11 protein-coding genes are annotated in these 16,793 nt (G+C 55.6%); 3 read left to right on the top strand and 8 right to left on the bottom strand.

Going from position 1 to position 16,793, the window contains the following annotated elements:
- Positions 1-119 precede the first annotated feature (119 nt).
- On the top strand, positions 120-767 hold the full coding sequence (locus tag FWJ25_RS01440) for a TetR/AcrR family transcriptional regulator (RefSeq protein WP_149598463.1): 648 nt from the start codon (positions 120-122) through the stop codon (positions 765-767).
- Here the strand turns inward: FWJ25_RS01440 and astB are convergent.
- The 5 genes from astB to FWJ25_RS01415 are packed head-to-tail and all read right to left on the bottom strand — an operon-like array spanning position 764 to position 6,986.
- Positions 764-2,101: an N-succinylarginine dihydrolase gene (gene astB, locus FWJ25_RS01435; protein WP_149598462.1), complete on the bottom strand. Its 1,338-nt coding sequence runs from the start codon at positions 2,099-2,101 to the stop codon at positions 764-766. The genes FWJ25_RS01440 and astB overlap by 4 nt on opposite strands.
- A gap of 17 nt (positions 2,102-2,118) precedes the next feature.
- Complete coding sequence (gene astD / locus FWJ25_RS01430) at positions 2,119-3,597, bottom strand: succinylglutamate-semialdehyde dehydrogenase (RefSeq protein WP_149598461.1); 1,479 nt, start codon at positions 3,595-3,597, stop codon at positions 2,119-2,121.
- Position 3,598: 1 nt separating this feature from the next.
- Positions 3,599-4,693: an arginine N-succinyltransferase gene (astA, locus tag FWJ25_RS01425; protein WP_149598460.1), complete on the bottom strand. Its 1,095-nt coding sequence runs from the start codon at positions 4,691-4,693 to the stop codon at positions 3,599-3,601.
- Between the two features lie 52 nt (positions 4,694-4,745).
- Positions 4,746-5,762, bottom strand: coding sequence for an arginine N-succinyltransferase (locus FWJ25_RS01420; protein ID WP_149598459.1), 1,017 nt, complete (start codon positions 5,760-5,762; stop codon positions 4,746-4,748).
- A 9-nt stretch (positions 5,763-5,771) separates the two neighbouring features.
- The gene (locus FWJ25_RS01415) at positions 5,772-6,986 is read right to left on the bottom strand and encodes an aspartate aminotransferase family protein (protein ID WP_149598458.1); all 1,215 of its coding nucleotides are present in this window, start codon (positions 6,984-6,986) and stop codon (positions 5,772-5,774) included.
- Between the two features lie 338 nt (positions 6,987-7,324).
- Between FWJ25_RS01415 and FWJ25_RS01410 the strand changes: the two genes are divergently transcribed.
- Positions 7,325-8,458, top strand: a complete 1,134-nt coding sequence (locus tag FWJ25_RS01410; RefSeq protein ID WP_149598457.1) for a DcaP family trimeric outer membrane transporter — start codon at positions 7,325-7,327, stop codon at positions 8,456-8,458.
- 415 nt (positions 8,459-8,873) lie between these two features.
- Here the strand turns inward: FWJ25_RS01410 and FWJ25_RS01405 are convergent, their stop codons facing one another.
- The 3 genes from FWJ25_RS01405 to aceE all read right to left on the bottom strand — a co-directional run bounded on the left by FWJ25_RS01405 (position 8,874) and on the right by aceE (position 14,695).
- A complete protein-coding gene (locus FWJ25_RS01405; RefSeq protein ID WP_149598456.1) occupies positions 8,874-10,121 on the bottom strand; it encodes an NADH:flavin oxidoreductase/NADH oxidase family protein in 1,248 nt (415 codons plus the stop codon).
- Positions 10,122-10,401: 280 nt separating this feature from the next.
- Entirely contained in the window at positions 10,402-12,021 is a 1,620-nt protein-coding gene (gene aceF / locus FWJ25_RS01400) for a dihydrolipoyllysine-residue acetyltransferase (RefSeq protein ID WP_149598455.1), read from the bottom strand.
- 10 nt (positions 12,022-12,031) lie between these two features.
- On the bottom strand, positions 12,032-14,695 hold the full coding sequence (gene aceE, locus FWJ25_RS01395) for a pyruvate dehydrogenase (acetyl-transferring), homodimeric type (protein ID WP_149598454.1): 2,664 nt from the start codon (positions 14,693-14,695) through the stop codon (positions 12,032-12,034).
- Between the two features lie 674 nt (positions 14,696-15,369).
- Here aceE and FWJ25_RS01390 point away from each other — a divergent pair.
- Complete coding sequence (locus FWJ25_RS01390; protein ID WP_149598453.1) at positions 15,370-16,734, top strand: KamA family radical SAM protein; 1,365 nt, start codon at positions 15,370-15,372, stop codon at positions 16,732-16,734.
- Positions 16,735-16,793 lie beyond the last annotated feature (59 nt).

Genomic DNA, 16,793 nt, shown 5'->3' with positions numbered 1-16,793 from the left:
CTCAGGAATACCGGATGCCATTTCCGACATAATGTCATTCTTTGACATTTTGTCAATGATCAGGTTTTATGCAGATTCAGGTATGATGCGACAGCAGTAACAGATAACCGGAACCATCTATGAGTGAACCGCTGAAAACGCGCCGGGAAAGGGAAAAGCAGGCGCGCTACGATGCCATACTGGATGCAGCCGAGCTGGTATTCGCGGAAAAGGGCTATGAAAGGACGTCAATGGATGACATTGCCCGAACCGCAAGCCTTAGCCGGGCACTGCTCTATGTCTATTTCAAGGACAAAGCAGCCATCAAGCGGAGCATTATGCTCAGGGCGGGAAAAAGCCTGGCCGCCAGATTCGAAGCTGCAAAACTAACAGCCCAGACAGGACTGGCCCAGATCATCGCCATGGGCCGGGCTTACTATCGTTTCTATCAGGAAGAACCGGAATACTTCTCGGCCCTGACTCACGCCCCGACCGCCATGGTCGAAGCCGATGAAGGCCAGGCTGAAGAAATGCTGTGTTCGAAATCAGAGTTGATGGGCCTGATGCTCAGCGCTATCCGCCTTGGACTGGAAGATGGCACCATGAGCCGGGAACGGATCAGCAATCCGGAACAGACAGCTCTTTATCTGCGGGGCGCTCTGCATGGCGTGATACTGCTCTGCCAGTCCGAAACCGGACCGGCAGCGGGGTCAGAAAGCGGTGACTTTCCGGCGGATGCCCTGATTCGGCATACCATGGATATGCTCACTGCCTCTATTGCTTCCTAAAGCTGGAAATCGTAAATCGAGCCTAAACCCAGAATACCTGTGAGTTCGTCCAGCGCTTTGCGAACTTCGTCGAGCAACATGGGATCAGCAAGATCTGCCTGCGATAGCTGGTCCCGGTAGTGAGCCTCCACCCAGATGGTCAAACGCTCATACAGCTCATCCGTTAACAGCACACCCCGGTGCATCGCGGCCAGTTCGTCGTCATTCAGCACCACTCGAAGGCGCAGACATGCAGGACCACCACCATTGCGCATGGACTGTTTGACATCAAACACTTCCACCGAAGTAATCGGCCCGCCTGAACGCACCAACTCATCCAGATAGCGACGGACCGACGCCACTTCCCGGCATTCCCCCGGCACCGCCAGCAACATGCCATCCGGCGTATTCAGGAGCTGGCTATTGAACAGGTAAGACGCCACAGCGTCTTCAATCGGAACCTCTTCGCTGGACACACGCACGGCCTCCAGTTCAGCCCCCGTCAGACGAGAGCGGATATCCGACAACACCCGCGCCTCATCCAGAAACGCCATATCGTGGTAAAACAGAGTGTTACCGTTACCCACGGCAATAACATCGTTATGAAAAACACCGGCATCAATGGCCGGAGGATTCTGCTGGGCAAATACCCGGTGACGGTCGCTCAATCCATGCAGACGAGCAATGGCCTGAGAAGCTTCAAGAGTCTGACGTGCGGGGTATTTCCCAGGTGCTGGCGCCTGTTCATTGAAGGCCTCCTGCCCGTACACGAACAACTCCACCCCGGGATCGCCATAGCCGTTACACAAGCGCGTGTGATTGGCTGCTCCCTCATCACCGAACTGCGCGACCGATGGCAACGCCGGGTGATGGGCAAAGTAACCCTCGTCACTGAAAATCGCTTTCAGCGATCGGCCCGTTACCCGGTGCTCGATAGAACGGTGAAACTTGGCACTCAGGTTAGCCGGCGTGAAATGCACTCGGTGGTCTGCGGTATCCGCGCTGGGGGAAACCGTCGCCGCGTTGGCCGTCCACATGGCCGAAGCGGACGATACCGTTGCCAGCAGTGACGGGCTGGTTTTCAGCACATTTTCCAGTACCGCGGCATCCGTTCCTTCAAACCCCAGAGCCCGAAGGGTCTGCACGTGGGGGCGTTCATGGGGCGGCAGAACGCCCTGCACATACCCCCGGTCCGCCAGCCGTTTCATTTTCGCCAACCCTTGCAGCGCGGCTTCTCTCGGATTGGATACAGCATCCACATTGGACCTTGATGCTACGTTACCCCAGGATAAACCCGCGTAGTTGTGGGTAGGCCCGACCAGACCATCAAAATTAGCCTCTACCGCATGCTTCATTGCTATTGGTCCTGTCATTACTCACTGAAATCCAGCCCCGAAGCCAAAGACTCCGGCAGTACGCTTTTCCCGGCTTCCAGCGAAGCCATGGGCCAGGCACAGTAGTCCGCAGCGTAGTAGGCGCTCGGACGGTGGTTCCCGCTGGCACCCACCCCACCAAACGGAGCTGCACTGCTGGCACCGGTCAGGGGGCGGTTCCAGTTCACGATACCGGCCCGCACGTCTTCAACCAGTCGATCGTAGAGTTTACGGTCATCGCTCAGAATACCGGCGGACAGGCCATAGCGGGTATCGTTGGCCAATTCCAGGGCCTCGTCGAAACTCTTGTATCTGTACACCGTCAGTAGCGGGCCGAAGAATTCTTCATCCGTCAGATCGATACCCGTCGCATCGATAATACCCGGCGAAAGCAGCCCACTCCCCTCTCTGAGCCGTTTCATCTCGAGCAATGACGCCGCCCCCTTGTCCAGCATGCTTGCCTGAGCTTCCAGCAATTTGTCGGCCGCCTCAGCAGAGATCACAGACCCCATAAAGGGCTGCGGATCGGCATCATATTCGCCAACCCTGATCCGGGCGGCAACGCTCACCAACCGCTCAAGGAACTCATCGCCCTTCCTTCCTTTCGGAACCAGCAACCGGCGCGCGCAGGTGCATCGCTGGCCGGCCGATAGAAACGCAGACTGCAACGCGTGATGAACCGCGCCATCGACATCAGCCACATCCTGCACAATCAGAGGATTGTTCCCCCCCATTTCCAGAGCGAGGATTTTTTCAGGCTGACCGCCGAATTGCTTGTGCAGCAGATGACCTACCGTTGAACTGCCGGTAAAGAACAGACCGTCCACCATGGAGTGGCCAGCCAGAGAGATTCCGGCGTCTGATCCGCCCTGCACCAGATTGATCACCCCGTCAGGAATACCGGCCTTTTCCCAGAATTTGACCGTCAGTTCCGCAACGCCGGGGGTCAATTCACTGGGTTTGAACACAACGGTATTCCCCGCCAGTAATGCGGGTACGATATGGCCATTGGGCAAATGCCCCGGGAAGTTGTACGGCCCGAACACCGCAACCACACCATGAGGTCGATGACGCAGTACCGCGTGACCACCGGCAACATCTGATTCAGTGTGACCGGTGCGCTCATGGTAGGCGCTCACCGAGATGGCAATTTTGCCGATCATGGCCGCCACTTCAGTGCGGGATTCCCACAAAGGCTTGCCCGTTTCCACCCCGATCTGACGGGCCAGTTCCTCCTTGTTGCTTTCGAGTTGCTCGCGAAAAGCTTCCACGACTGCGAGGCGCTCTGCGAAACTCCTCCGACGCCAGGCAATAAAAGCCTTGCGGGCCTCCCGGACAGCCGCATCCACGTCCTCCAGGCTGGCACTCACCCCATCCCAGACCGTTTCACCTGTAACCGGTTGTACCGACTCAAAGGGCTGGCCATGGCCTTCGATCCACAATCCGTCGATAAACAGTTCGCCTGTCAGGTTTGTCATGTCAACGCACCTCCCGGTACTGAATATTCCGTTCTCTGTAGTGATGGCCGGCCCACGGTCCCGAATCTTTCAAGGGAGCCAACCGAACCGGGTCCCCGGACTCGATTCTGAGAGCTTCAGCCACCTCTGGTGGGAGTTTGACCGTATCCGGGTCAACACAGTTCATGGGAATGGTCGCCACCCGGAAATCCTGAAATGATCGGTTCGATACCATGGCCCGCTCCGACACCGGGACCTCAAGATCAATGGGTTTCCGGGTAACCATCGCGTGCCGATTCACCGATTCACGCACGGTTCGGATATTGTGGATAAAAGCCTCTACCACCGGGCCTCCGTCAAAGATATCTACCAGCCCGTTAAAGTTGAACCCTTCTGCCTGAAGCATTTTCAGCGCCGGCGCCGTGTTATTGTGAACCTTCCCCACGACAGCCCTGGCGGACTCGGGCAACATGGGAAGGTAAATGGGATACTTCGGCATCAGCTCGGCAATAAACGCCTTGTTTCCCAGACCAGAGAGCACATCCGCCTGACTGAACTCCATATCAAAGAATTTGCTGCCTAACGCGTCCCACAGCGGACTCTGACCGTTGCTGTCCGAGACGCCTCTCATCTCGGCAAACACCTTGTCTGAAAAGTGTTTTCGAAACTCATCCAGATACATAAAGCGACACCGGGACAGCAGTAACCCATTACCGCCGCCCTTGTAGTCATCGGACAACAGCAGCGAACAGATTTCGCTGGTATCAGTCATGTCATTGGACAGATGCAGTGTCGGTGTACGCACATGCACCCCAAGCTCCTTCGAGGCATTGACGGTGACACTCAACCGGTAATTGTAGAACACCTCATCCAGCCCGACCCGGGCCTGGATACCGCTGATTCCCACAGCTTTTCGGGTAGTAATATCTTCCAGCGCAAACAAATACAGACCTGCTTCCGGAGCACAGCGCTGGTTGAACGTATCCCGAGCCAGATGGATCTTGCGTTCCAGCAGGTCACGATCCGCAGGCAGGGTGGTAAGCCCTTTACCGGCGTTCTGCGCCATGGCGTACAGGTCATCGAGATCCCGGCTTTCCAACGGGCGGATTACCAGCATTCAGCTTCCTCCCTGTTGCTTCCTGTGTTACTCCCAACGATATTCTTGCAGCTCATAAGGGGGCAATCCTAACCGGATCACCGGCGGTTTTGCCCAGGATCTGCCAGGTTTTTACCGGCACTTTGAGCTGATCGTCCAGGGATTCGGCAACCGGGGTCAGTGTGCACCGGAACCCTTCCCCGTCTCCGGCAGAAATCAGACAGACATCGCCACTGTCTTCATGAGACGCGTGCAGGGTTTTCCGGCGACTGGTGACCACCGTGTGCAACGTATCGGTACGGGCCTCCAGAACCGGACCCGCATCGAAGATATCCAGATAGCTCCCGGCCTGAAATCCCTCACGTTTGAGCAATTCCAGGTTCGGCAGAGTCAGTTGGTGCGCCTGTCCCAACGCCTTCTGGGCCGCCAGGGACAACAAGGTCACGTAAACCGGGTTTGGCGGCATCAGTTCGGCGATGAAGGTCTTGCTGAGCATGCCGGAATACTGGTCCGCCGTTTCAAAATCCATGTTGAAAAAGTGGCGGCCAAGGCTGTCCCAGAATGGAACATTCCCTGTTTCCGTCTGAACCCCCTGAATCTCCACCACTACCCGGCTGCTGAACCACTCCCGGTGCTCCGCTATGAACAGCAGCCGCGAGCGGGAAAGCAGCTCGAATGCGTTTGTGTCACGGAGTTCATTACGGATGGAAAACGAACACAGCAGGGTGTGATCGGTCAGACCGTGGGACGGATACAGGACCTCAACCCGTCGCGATACACCCAGTTCATGGGAAGCATGGATGAGGGCGTCACGGCGATAGTTATAGAAGGGTTGGCCATTGCCAGCGCGGGCATCAATGGCTGCAGTGCCGTCGACACCACCGGTATCTGTGTTTTCCAGAACGAAAAGAAACCGGGGCGGTTCACCATCCAAGGTATCGCCGCGGAAGGACGCCAGCGAGTGCTCGATTTTCCGGGCCAACGCCTCGGACTGTCGGGGCAAGGTAGAAGACAGGCGGGCACACTGGGCACCCGCTATGTCAAGAATCTGGTCCAGATCATCCGGTCTGGCCGGACGTACCAGCCACATAGAGTCTCCTTACGCTGTCAGCTTTTTCACCGCCGCTTCAAACCGCGAAAGTGCATCATCGATGTCGGCTTCCGGGATGATGAGGGACGGCGCCAGACGAACCACGTCGGCTCCGGCAACCAGAACCATAACACCTTCTTCGAGACCAGCACTCAGAAAATCCTTGGCCCTGCCTTTCCATTGATCGCTCAGCACACAGCCAAGCAGCAGGCCTTCTCCACGAATCTCGCTGAACACATCGTGGCGCTCGCCGATATCCATCATACCTTTGCGCAACCGTTCGGAACGGGCGCGAACGCCTTTAAGAATGTCAGGCTGGCTGACCGTATCAATAACTTTCTGCGCCACCGCGCAGGCCAGAGCGTTACCGCCATAGGTACTGCCATGCGTACCTACGCCCAGGCTCGCAGCCACCTTCTCTCTCGTCAGCATGGCGGCAACCGGGAACCCGCCACCGAGCCCCTTGGCGCTGGAGAGAATATCCGGCACCACACCGTACATCTGATACGCATAAAGGTGGCCGGTCCTTCCAACCCCAGTCTGTACCTCATCGAAAACCAGTAACGCATCGTTTTCGTCACACAGATCCCGCAGACCTTGAAGGAATTCAGGATCTGCCGGCATCACGCCACCTTCACCCTGAATAGGCTCGACTACGATGGCACAGGTTTTGTCCCTGGACACCAGTTTTTTCACGGACTCAAGATCATTGAAGTCAGCATGGTGAATACCTCCCGGAGCCGGCTCAAACCCTTCCAGATACTTGGGCTGACCACCTACGCTGACAGTGAAGAGGGTTCGGCCATGGAAGGAGTTCCGGAACGAGATAATCTCATTTTTTTCCGGACCAAAATGTTCCCAGCAATACCGGCGCGCCAGCTTGAAGGCTGCTTCATTGGCTTCACCGCCGGAGTTGGCAAAAAACACGCGCTCGGCAAAAGTGAGATCACAAAGGGTCTTTGCCAGGCGCAGAGCCGGCTCATTGGTCATGACATTCGATATGTGCCAGATCTTCTCAGACTGTTCCTGTAATGCTCCGATCAGGCCAGGATGTGAATGACCCAGGCAGTTAACAGCAATCCCGCCCTGCAGATCCACAAACTCTCGCCCCTCCTGATCCCAGATTCGTGAACCTTCGCCGCGTACCGGAATAATCGCACCGGGGGCGTAGTTGGGGACCATGACTTCATCGAAGAGTTCGCGACTGACGGGTTCTCTGTTCATAAATATCTCTCGGGAAAGCGGCTAAACCAATAAAAATACCTGATCACCTCATCATAATACGCCACTCACGGGATAAGAAAACACAAGCCTACTTATCGTCCGAATTTCAGACTACCTCCGATAAAAAAGCCCGCAGATACCCATGGAAACATCAGGTTGTACTTTAGGAGGGCCCGGTTCACGTTCAACAGAGAAAGACAACCGCAGATGCCTGTATAAAAAAGAAAACCGGCTATAGACATTCGTCTAATTAACGAACGAATTTATTTGAATTGTCACACTTTCGTAACTACTTTGTTTGTGGGTCCAACAACAATAAACGTGTGGAGACAACAACGATGCAAAGCAACAATAAATTGAGAATGGCAATTCGAGCGACGGCAGCGGCGGCTATGCTTGGTGCAGCCAGCCAGGCTGGCGCTGTGAACTTCACGGCTGGCGATTACGACATGGCGGTATACGGCTATGCCCGCTTTAACGCCAGCTACGACATCGACGAAAACGTTTCTTCCTCAACTCGTTCCTTCAATTACAACGCCATCAATGTGGGCGCTGCTGAAGACAACGAAGCAACCGGTTACTTCGGTGCCGATGCGTTCCAGAGCCGGATCGGCGTAAAAGCCACCAGCCCTGAAGGTGTGATGGTTAACATCGAAGGTGACTTCCGTGGAGGCGGTGGCGGCACCTTACGTTTGCGTCATGCTTACGGTTCCTACAAGAGTGTTCTGGCAGGCCAGACATGGTCCAACTTCACAAGCTTTGTAGGCAACACCTCTACCCTGGACTTCGACTCCCTGCCCGGCCTTGCCGGATACCAGAGCCGTACCGCCCAGATTCGGTATACAGCCGGACCTCTGTCCATCTCAGCTGAAGATCCTCAGAACTCCATTACCAACGCTGGCGCCGCCGCTAAAGACGGCATGCCCGCGCTGACTGCCCGTATTGAAGATTCTGCAGGCGGTTTCTCTTACTCGGCTGCGGTTTTGGCTCAGATGCTGGGCTACGACACAGGCACCGATGACGAAAGCGAGTTCGGCTTTGCAACCTTCGTTGCAGGTAAAATGGCCATCACCGACATGATCACTGTTCAGGGCACCCTGAGCTACTCTGACGGCGCCAACAGCTACCTGTATCGCTCCAGCACAGCCAGTGCTTACGTTGACGGAACCGGCAGCATTGAAACCATCTCTGGCTACGGCGGAAGCATCGGTACCGGCATCAACCTCGGTGGCGGACGCAGCATCAACATCGGCTACGGTACCGTTATGGTCGATATCGACGACGCAGTAACTGATGGAGCCCTGACCGGTGGGGACACAGAATCCATCTCCGCTCTGATGGCCAACTACAAGTGGACCCCCGTCAAGAACGTGATGATGGGCGTGGAAGCACAGTACGGCCAGCGTGAAACCCAGAACGGTGACGACGGCGATGCAAGCCGCCTCCTGTTCGCGGCGCAGTACAACTTCTAATCTTCCTTAGAAGTAAAAGCGTTAACTCAGGGAAAACCCCGGCATCCGCCGGGGTTTTTCGTCTTCCCTGAGCAATCCCGGTGCACCAGGCACCACGCTGAATCACCCCGTAGACAGGCCTCAGCGGGGCATCCCCCCAACTCCCTGCACTTTCAACAAGATAGAATCCTGACGATTTTTGGCACGTCTGATGCAGAACCTTAAAGGCATAGTGCGTGGAACCTGACGGACCTCTCCGCCGGTTCGAACTTGTGACTAAACGAGGTGAATCATGAAAAAAGCCAAAAGCCAGAACCTGCTTTTTGAACTGACCCAGCCATCTGAAACCGCCATGATGGAAGATCTGCACAACTACTTCGACTGGATGTTCTTCGCCAACTGACCACTGGATCCCGCTGCGTGCCGGTGTTGCAACTTACTCCCCGGCACGCAGGCGAGTCCTGACACTTCGGCTCGTCATCACCCCCAATACCTCCATCAGCGACAACAGCCCGCGATCATGTTTCCGGGGAACTTTACCCCGCCCTATCCGGCCTAGCTGTCGGGTATACCAACTCACTTCCATCAAGGCCATATTATCGATCAACCGGATGCCGGTACGAATCGGACGAACCGCACTGGTAAACAACTCTCCAGCCATAATCCGATTCGGAAAATCCGGTTCCACCGCCAGCGGGCGAGCCAGGCCGACCAGATCCGTAGCGCCGGATTCAATGGCCTCAGCCATCCCCTGCCCACTCCGAAAGCCACCGGTCACCATCAACGGTACCGACACCCGGGCCCGGACTTTTTCCGCGAACTCCAGAAAATACGCTTCCCGTGTCCGCGTGCTTTCCTTCACACGGCCATCGCCTTTAGCCATCGCTGGGCTTTCATAGTTGCCCCCGGAAATCTCAACCAGATCAACTCCCTCATCCGCCAGAGCTTCAATAACCGCCAGCGACTCTTCCTCAGTAAAGCCACCACGCTGAAAATCCGCGGAGTTGAGCTTGATACCCACATTAAAGCCCCCACTGGTGGCACCACGAATGGCCCGGTAAACCTCCAACACAAACCGCATCCGCTTTTCCGGTGTACCGCCCCAGTCATCGGCGCGCTGGTTATGATGTGGCGATAAAAACTGACTCACCAGATACCCATGCGCCCCATGAATCTGAACCCCATCAAACCCGGCCTGCTCCGCCAGTGCAGCACTGCGCGCAAACCGGGCAACAATACCTTCAATCTCCGGCCCTGAGAGCGCACGGGGCGTCGCAAACATCCCCCGCAACTCCTTCCGGAACGGCACTGCACTGGGAGAAACCGGATCCCTGTTCAACATCTTCGGGCTTTGCTTTCCCGGATGATTCAACTGCATCCAGATCTGACCACCAGCCACCTTCCCCGAGGTCGCCCAGGCCCTGAGCAATTCCATATCACGCTCATCTTCCAAGACCACATTCTGGGGCTCACCAATGTGGCGGCGATCAATCATCACATTGCCCGTTATCGAGAGACCCGTGCCGCCGTTGGCCCAGGTACGGTAGAGCGTCACCAGCTCCTCTGTGACACGATTATCAATGGTGCCAAGCGTCTCGCTCATCGCGGACTTGGCAAAGCGATTGGGGAGTTCAGAGCCGTTAGGAAGTTTCAGTGGCTGGGAGAGCGTCTGAGCGGGGGTCATAGGTAGCCTCATTGATTGTTCTGTCGTTTCTCAGCAACCATATTGGATAGCCGACAGAACATGATCATTGGCTTTGGAGACGCGCTTCGAGGTATGAAAGGTGGCAGGAACAGCTAACTGGATACTGGAAAAGAGAGGCGGGGKTCAGCTTTCAGAACTGTTGAGGGCCAGGGACGGCCCGAAACAAGCGCACAGGGATGTGCTCGTAGCGTGTTCTGAAAGCTGAMCCCCGCCTCTCGTTACTCCCAGACCCTCGGGCCGGGAGTAACGATACTGCAGATCAAAGCAACAGGGTACGAATGTCCCCGAGACTCTGGGCAAGCGCCGACGTAAACCGGGCCGCATCTGCTCCGTTCACCGCACGGTGATCGTAGGACAGAGACAGTGGCAACATCAGACGAGGCTGGAACTCCTTGCCATCCCAAACCGGCTTCATCGCCGCTTTGGACACACCAAGAATCGCAACCTCCGGCGTGTTGACGATCGGAGTAAACGCCGTACCGCCAATACCACCGAGGCTGGTAATGGTGAAACACGCGCCCTGCATCTCAGCCGGCTTCAGTTGCTTGTCCCGGGCCTTCTGAGCGAGCTCTGCACTTTCCGCCGCCAGTTCCCAAAGCCCCTTCTTGTCCACATCCCGGATCACAGGAACCATCAGCCCGTGCGGTGTATCCACAGCGATACCGATATGGATGTACTTCTTGCGAATCACCTCTTTCTTCTCCATATCAATGGAGACATTGAACTGAGGCAGTTCCGCAAGCGCAGTCGCACAAGCCTTGAGCAGGAATGGCAGTGGCGTCATCTTCACGCCTCGCTTCTCGCCTGCCACCTTCTGGGCCTTGCGGAACGCTTCCATATCCGTGATGTCCGCATCCTCAAACTGAGTAACGTGAGGCACGTTCAGCCAACTGCGCTGCATGTTGGTGGCCGTAACCGCCATCATGCGAGACATGGACTCCTTCTCGATGTCACCAAACTGGCTGAAGTCCGGCAGTTTGACGCCTGGAATACCGGAACCGGTACCCACGCTGCCACCCTGCTGAACCTGCTGCAGCTGACTCTTCACATAGGCATGAACATCATCTTTGATGATACGGCCCTTGGGCCCGCTGCCCTTGACCCGTGCCAGATCAGCACCCAGCTCCCGTGCCAGCTTTCGCACAGCCGGACCAGCGTGCACCTTGGCGCCCGGAGCAGGCACTTCATAAGTACCGCCCTGAGGCTGCGGTGCAGCAGCTGGCTTCGGCGCCTCTTCAGACTTGGCCGATGGAGCTGCCGGGGTTGATTCCGGAGCCGGTGATTCCTCACCGCCTTCTTCCTCAATGGTCATTTCAACCAGGTCGTCGCCTTCAGAAAGCTTGTCGCCTTCCTTCACCAGGATCTTTTCGATCTTTCCGGCAAAGGGAGTAGGTACTTCCATCGTTGCTTTGTCAGACTCAACGGTTACAAGAGCCGACTCCGCATCGATGGTGTCGCCCTCTGAGACGTTGATTTCGATGACCGGCACATTGTCGAAACCGTCCAGTGACGGAACCTTGATGATTTCCCTGCGAGTACCACCGGCCTTTTTGGGGGCCGGCTCAGGTGCTTCATCAACGGCTTCGGCAGGCGCTTCCGCCTTTTCCTCAGCGGCGGGAGCCTCGGCAGCACCAGAGTCCCCGTCGGTTTCAATCATGCCGACCACGTCGCCTTCACGTACCTTGTCACCGACTTTCACGGTAATTCTGGTGATCTTGCCAGCACTGGGAGCGGGCAGTTCAACAGACGCCTTGTCGGATTCGACTGTCAGGATCGGATCTTCTTCCGCGACCGACTCGCCCTCACCCACGATGATTTCGATGACCTCGACCTCATCTGCGCCGCCGAGATCGGGAACCTTTATTTCCTGTTCACTCATGGCGATCTCCTTAGCTCTGCACCGGGTTCGTTTTGTTGCGATCGATTCCATACTTGCGCATGGCCTCAAGAACCTGGTCCTGCTTGATCTCGCCGTCCTTCGCCAGGGCAGCCAGAGCCGTTACGGCAACGTAGTAACGATCTACTTCGAAGAAGCTACGCAGCCTCTCGCGGGTGTCACTACGCCCGAAACCATCAGTACCCAATGTCATGAATGTCTTGGGAATGAACGCTCTGAGCTGCTCGGAGTGCAGCTTGATGTAATCCGTAGACGACACCACCGGGCCCTGCTGGTTTTCCAGCACCTGGGTCACATAGGCCTTCTTCGGATTGTCATCCGGATGCAGGTGGTTCCAGCGCTCTACGTGCTGACCATCGCGGGCCAATTCGTTGAAGCTGGTGACACTCCAGACATCCGATGCAACACCCCAGTCCTCTTTCAGCAGATCAGCCGCTGCCAGGACTTCATTCATGATGGCGCCGGAGCCCAGCAACTGAACCCGCGGGGACTTCTTACGCCCTTTGGTTTCAACAGAAGAGAACTTGTACATACCTTTGATGATGCCGTCTTCGCAGTCTTTCGGCATCGCAGGCTGTGCGTAGTTTTCGTTCTCAATGGTCAGGTAATAGAAAACGCTCTTGTTCTCTTCGAACATTTCCTTCATACCATGACGAATCACCACCGCCATTTCGTAGCCAAACGCAGGGTCATACGCCTTACAGTTCGGGATGGTGTTGGCCAGAATATGGCTATGACCATCCTGGTGCTGCAGACCTTCCCCATTCAGCGTTGTACGGCCAGCAGTACCACCTACCAGGAAACCACGCGCCTGCATATCGCCGGAGGCCCAGGCCAGGTCGCCCACACGCTGGAAACCGAACATGGAGTAGAACACGTAGAACGGGATCAGCGGGAACTTGTTCGTGCTGTACGAAGTAGCAGCCGCCATCCAGGTCGCCATGGCGCCATCTTCGTTAATACCTTCCTGCAGGATCTGGCCCTTCTTGTCCTCACGGTAGTACATGATCTGCTCACGATCCTGAGGCACATACTTCTGACCTTCGGATGTGTAGATACCGAGCTGACGGAACATGCCTTCCATACCAAAGGTACGGGCTTCGTCCGGAACAATCGGAACAACTCGCTTGCCAATACGCTTGTCTTTCACCAGCGCACTGAGGATACGCACGAACGCCATAGTCGTGGAGATTTCACGACCATCCGAGCCATCCAGAACCTGCTTGAAGATGTCCAGTTCCGGAATCTGCAGAGGCTGGCAATCCTTGTTACGTTTCGGATAGAAACCACCCAGATCCTGGCGGCGCTTCTTCATATACACCAGTTCAGGGCTGTCCGGAGCTGGCCGGTAGTAAGGAACCTCTTCCAGCTCTTCGTCTTTCAACGGCACCCCGAAACGGTCCCGGAACGACTTCAGGGTATCGATGTCGAGTTTCTTCAGTGAGTGCGCCGTGTTCTGGGCTTCACCGGCTGCACCGAAACCATAGCCTTTGATGGTATGGGCCAGGATGACCGTCGGCTTGCCGTTGGCCTGATTCACAGCCTTATGGTACGCCGCGTAAACCTTGTACGGATCGTGACCACCGCGGTTCAGTTTACTGACGTCATCATCGGACAGATTTTCCGCCAGCTTGGCCAGCTCCGGATACTTGCCAAAGAATTCCTTGCGGGTGTATGCCGGCCCTTTGAAAGTCAGGTTCTGCAATTCGCCGTCACAGATCTCGTCCATGGTGCGCTGCATGATGCCGTCTTCGTCTTTCTCGAACAGCGGATCCCACATGCGTCCCCAGACAACCTTGATCACGTTCCATCCGGCGCCACGGAAGACACCTTCCAGTTCCTGAACAATTTTACCGTTACCACGAACAGGGCCATCCAGGCGCTGAAGGTTACAGTTGACCACGAAAATCAGGTTATCCAGGTTCTCGCGGCCTGCCTTGGAAATGGAACCGAGGGTTTCAGGTTCGTCACACTCACCATCACCGACGAAACACCACACTTTGCGGTTGTCCATTTCGATCAGCTCACGGCTGTGCAGATACTTCATCACGTGAGCTTGGTAAATGGCCTGAATCGGACCAAGACCCATAGACACTGTCGGGAACTGCCAGTAATCCGGCATCAGCCAGGGGTGCGGGTAGGAAGACAGACCTTCGCCATCAACCTCTTCCCGGTACTTGTCCAGCTGCTTTTCGTTAAATCGGCCTTCCAGGAAGGAACGGGCGTAAATACCCGGCGCTGCGTGCCCCTGGAAATACACCAGATCGGATTCACGCTGGTCATCGCCACCATGGAAGAAGTAGTTGAAGCCCACATCGTACAGAGTGGCCGCAGAGGAGAAAGTGGAAATATGGCCACCCAGATCACCCGGACGCTTGTTAGCACGAACAACCATTGCCATCGCGTTCCAACGGATCAGCGAGCGAATGCGGCGTTCCATGAACAGGTCGCCCGGCATGCGCGCTTCGTTGGTAACAGGAATGGTATTCCGGAATGGAGTAGTAATGGAATATGGCAACTCGGTGCCATCACGGCTGGCTCGTTCGGAAAGCCGCTCCAGAATGTATTTGGCTCGCTCAACGCCTTCGTTCTCGATCAGAGATTCCAGCGCGTCAAGCCATTCACTGGTTTCAATGGGATCATCGTCCTGGTACATCAAACCCTCCCCTTGGCATCAAAAATTGCATCGCGGGCCACGATCAGCAGCCAGTCACGTTGCGGTGTCGATAAGCTGCGAGATTGCAGCGTGTTGTTATCGGTATGTCAGCCTGGCTGATCGCACGGTCACACAGTGCACAGAACCTCCACCAAGCATAGATCAGCATTCGCACATTGCCTGCTTACCATCAGAAACAGCAGCTTTTGGCTGCCCTTATAAAGGAAGCGGGAAACAGGCTGGCAATTGCTACTGAATCATCCAGCACATTTTCCGTAGTATTTTTACTACAGAACCTACAAAAAATTCAATCAAAGCCCCGAAAAACTACCTGAAGCACAGAGTCTTTTCGATTAGTTACGCAAGAATGACGTTTTTCGATGCTTTCAACAAGCTTTTTCAGACCAAGGTCGTAGTTTTCCTACCTACCGCACTTTCCTTTACACGCTAAACGCTTTCCGGCCTCGATTTAGAGCTCTTATCAGCGAAATTCGACCAAATTTGGCGCCATTAAAGGCACGATGCGCGAAAACGCCTTCCTGAAATCCCGCATTTTTAATTAGACCTGAAAATAAACGCCAATTTATGTATACTCGCCTGCCCGTTTTTTAACCAGCGGAGCAGCGGCGATCCCGCTCTCCCGACTTTTGGCTTCTGATAACCGAGGGCGATCTATGAACTCCATCGTCAGCTTCCCGAACCGGATTCCGACCACCGAATTCGAGGAACGCCGCTTCAAGGTCTATACCGACCGCCAGCTCGACAAGATCGAGATCATTCAGAACCTCCCGGAAGAGACCCTGTTTGAAATGAAGGTCGTCGCCAGCGTTCTTCCGTTTCGGGTCAATGAGTACGTCATCAACGAGCTCATCAACTGGGACAATGTACCGAACGATCCGATCTACCAACTTGTCTTCCCTCAAAAAGGGATGCTGAAGGATGAACATTTCGAGCGTATGGCAGCGCTGCACAGGGAAGGTGCCGACAAGAAAGAAATCCAGGAGGTTGCCAAAACCATCCGGGATGAACTGAACCCCCACCCCGCGGGCCAGATGGAAATGAACATGCCGGAACTGGACGGCGAAGTGCTGGACGGCATTCAGCACAAGTATCGCGAAACCGTGCTGTTCTTCCCGTCCCAGGGTCAGACCTGCCACTCCTACTGCACGTTCTGCTTCCGCTGGGCGCAGTTTGTCGGCGATAAAGACCTGAAAATGGCCAGCACCGACGCCGAGAAGCTTCACGGCTACCTGCGCAACCACACCGAAGTCACGGACCTGCTGGTAACTGGCGGCGATCCGATGGTGATGAAAACCAAGAACCTGGTTCAGTACCTGGAACCTTTACTGGAGCCGGAGTTCGATCACATTCAGACCATTCGCATCGGCACTAAAGCCCTCACCTTCTGGCCATACCGCTTTGTGACCGACAAGGATGCCGATGAGCTGATCGAACTGTTTGCCAAATTGGTCGACGCAGGCAAGCACGTGGCGATCATGGCGCACTACAACCACTGGCAGGAAATCACCACCGACATCGCCGAAGAAGCCATTCGCCGTATCCGCGCCACCGGCGCCGAAATCCGCGCGCAGGGCCCGCTGATCAAACACGTCAACGACGATGCAGACGCCTGGGCGAAGCTGTGGAAGAAGGAAGTGAAGCTGGGCATCATCCCCTACTACATGTTTGTAGAACGGGACACCGGCGCGAAGAACTACTTTGAAGTGCCGCTGGCTGAAGCCTACCAGATCTACCGCGAAGCCATGAAGCAGGTCTCCGGCCTGGCACGAACCGCCCGCGGCCCGTCAATGAGCGCAGGACCCGGCAAGGTCGAAATTCAGGGCATCACAGAGATCCACGGCGAGAAGGTCTTTGTTCTGCGTTTCCTGCAAGGCCGCAACCCGGACTGGGTACAGCGCCCGTTCTTCGCCAAGTACAGCAAAACAGCCACCTGGCTGCATGATCTGGAGCCCGCTTTCGGAGAGGAAAAATTCTTCTTTGAGGACGAGTACGCGGAGATGCAGAAAGGGAACGGTTAACCTCCCTTTCACTCATAAAAAAAACCGGGCATTTGCCCGGTTTTTTTTATGATCAAACG

This window comes from Marinobacter salinexigens, from assembly GCF_008370345.1.
Taxonomy (GTDB): Bacteria; Pseudomonadota; Gammaproteobacteria; order Pseudomonadales; family Oleiphilaceae; genus Marinobacter; species Marinobacter salinexigens.
This window is presented reverse-complemented; position numbering and strand designations above follow the sequence as displayed.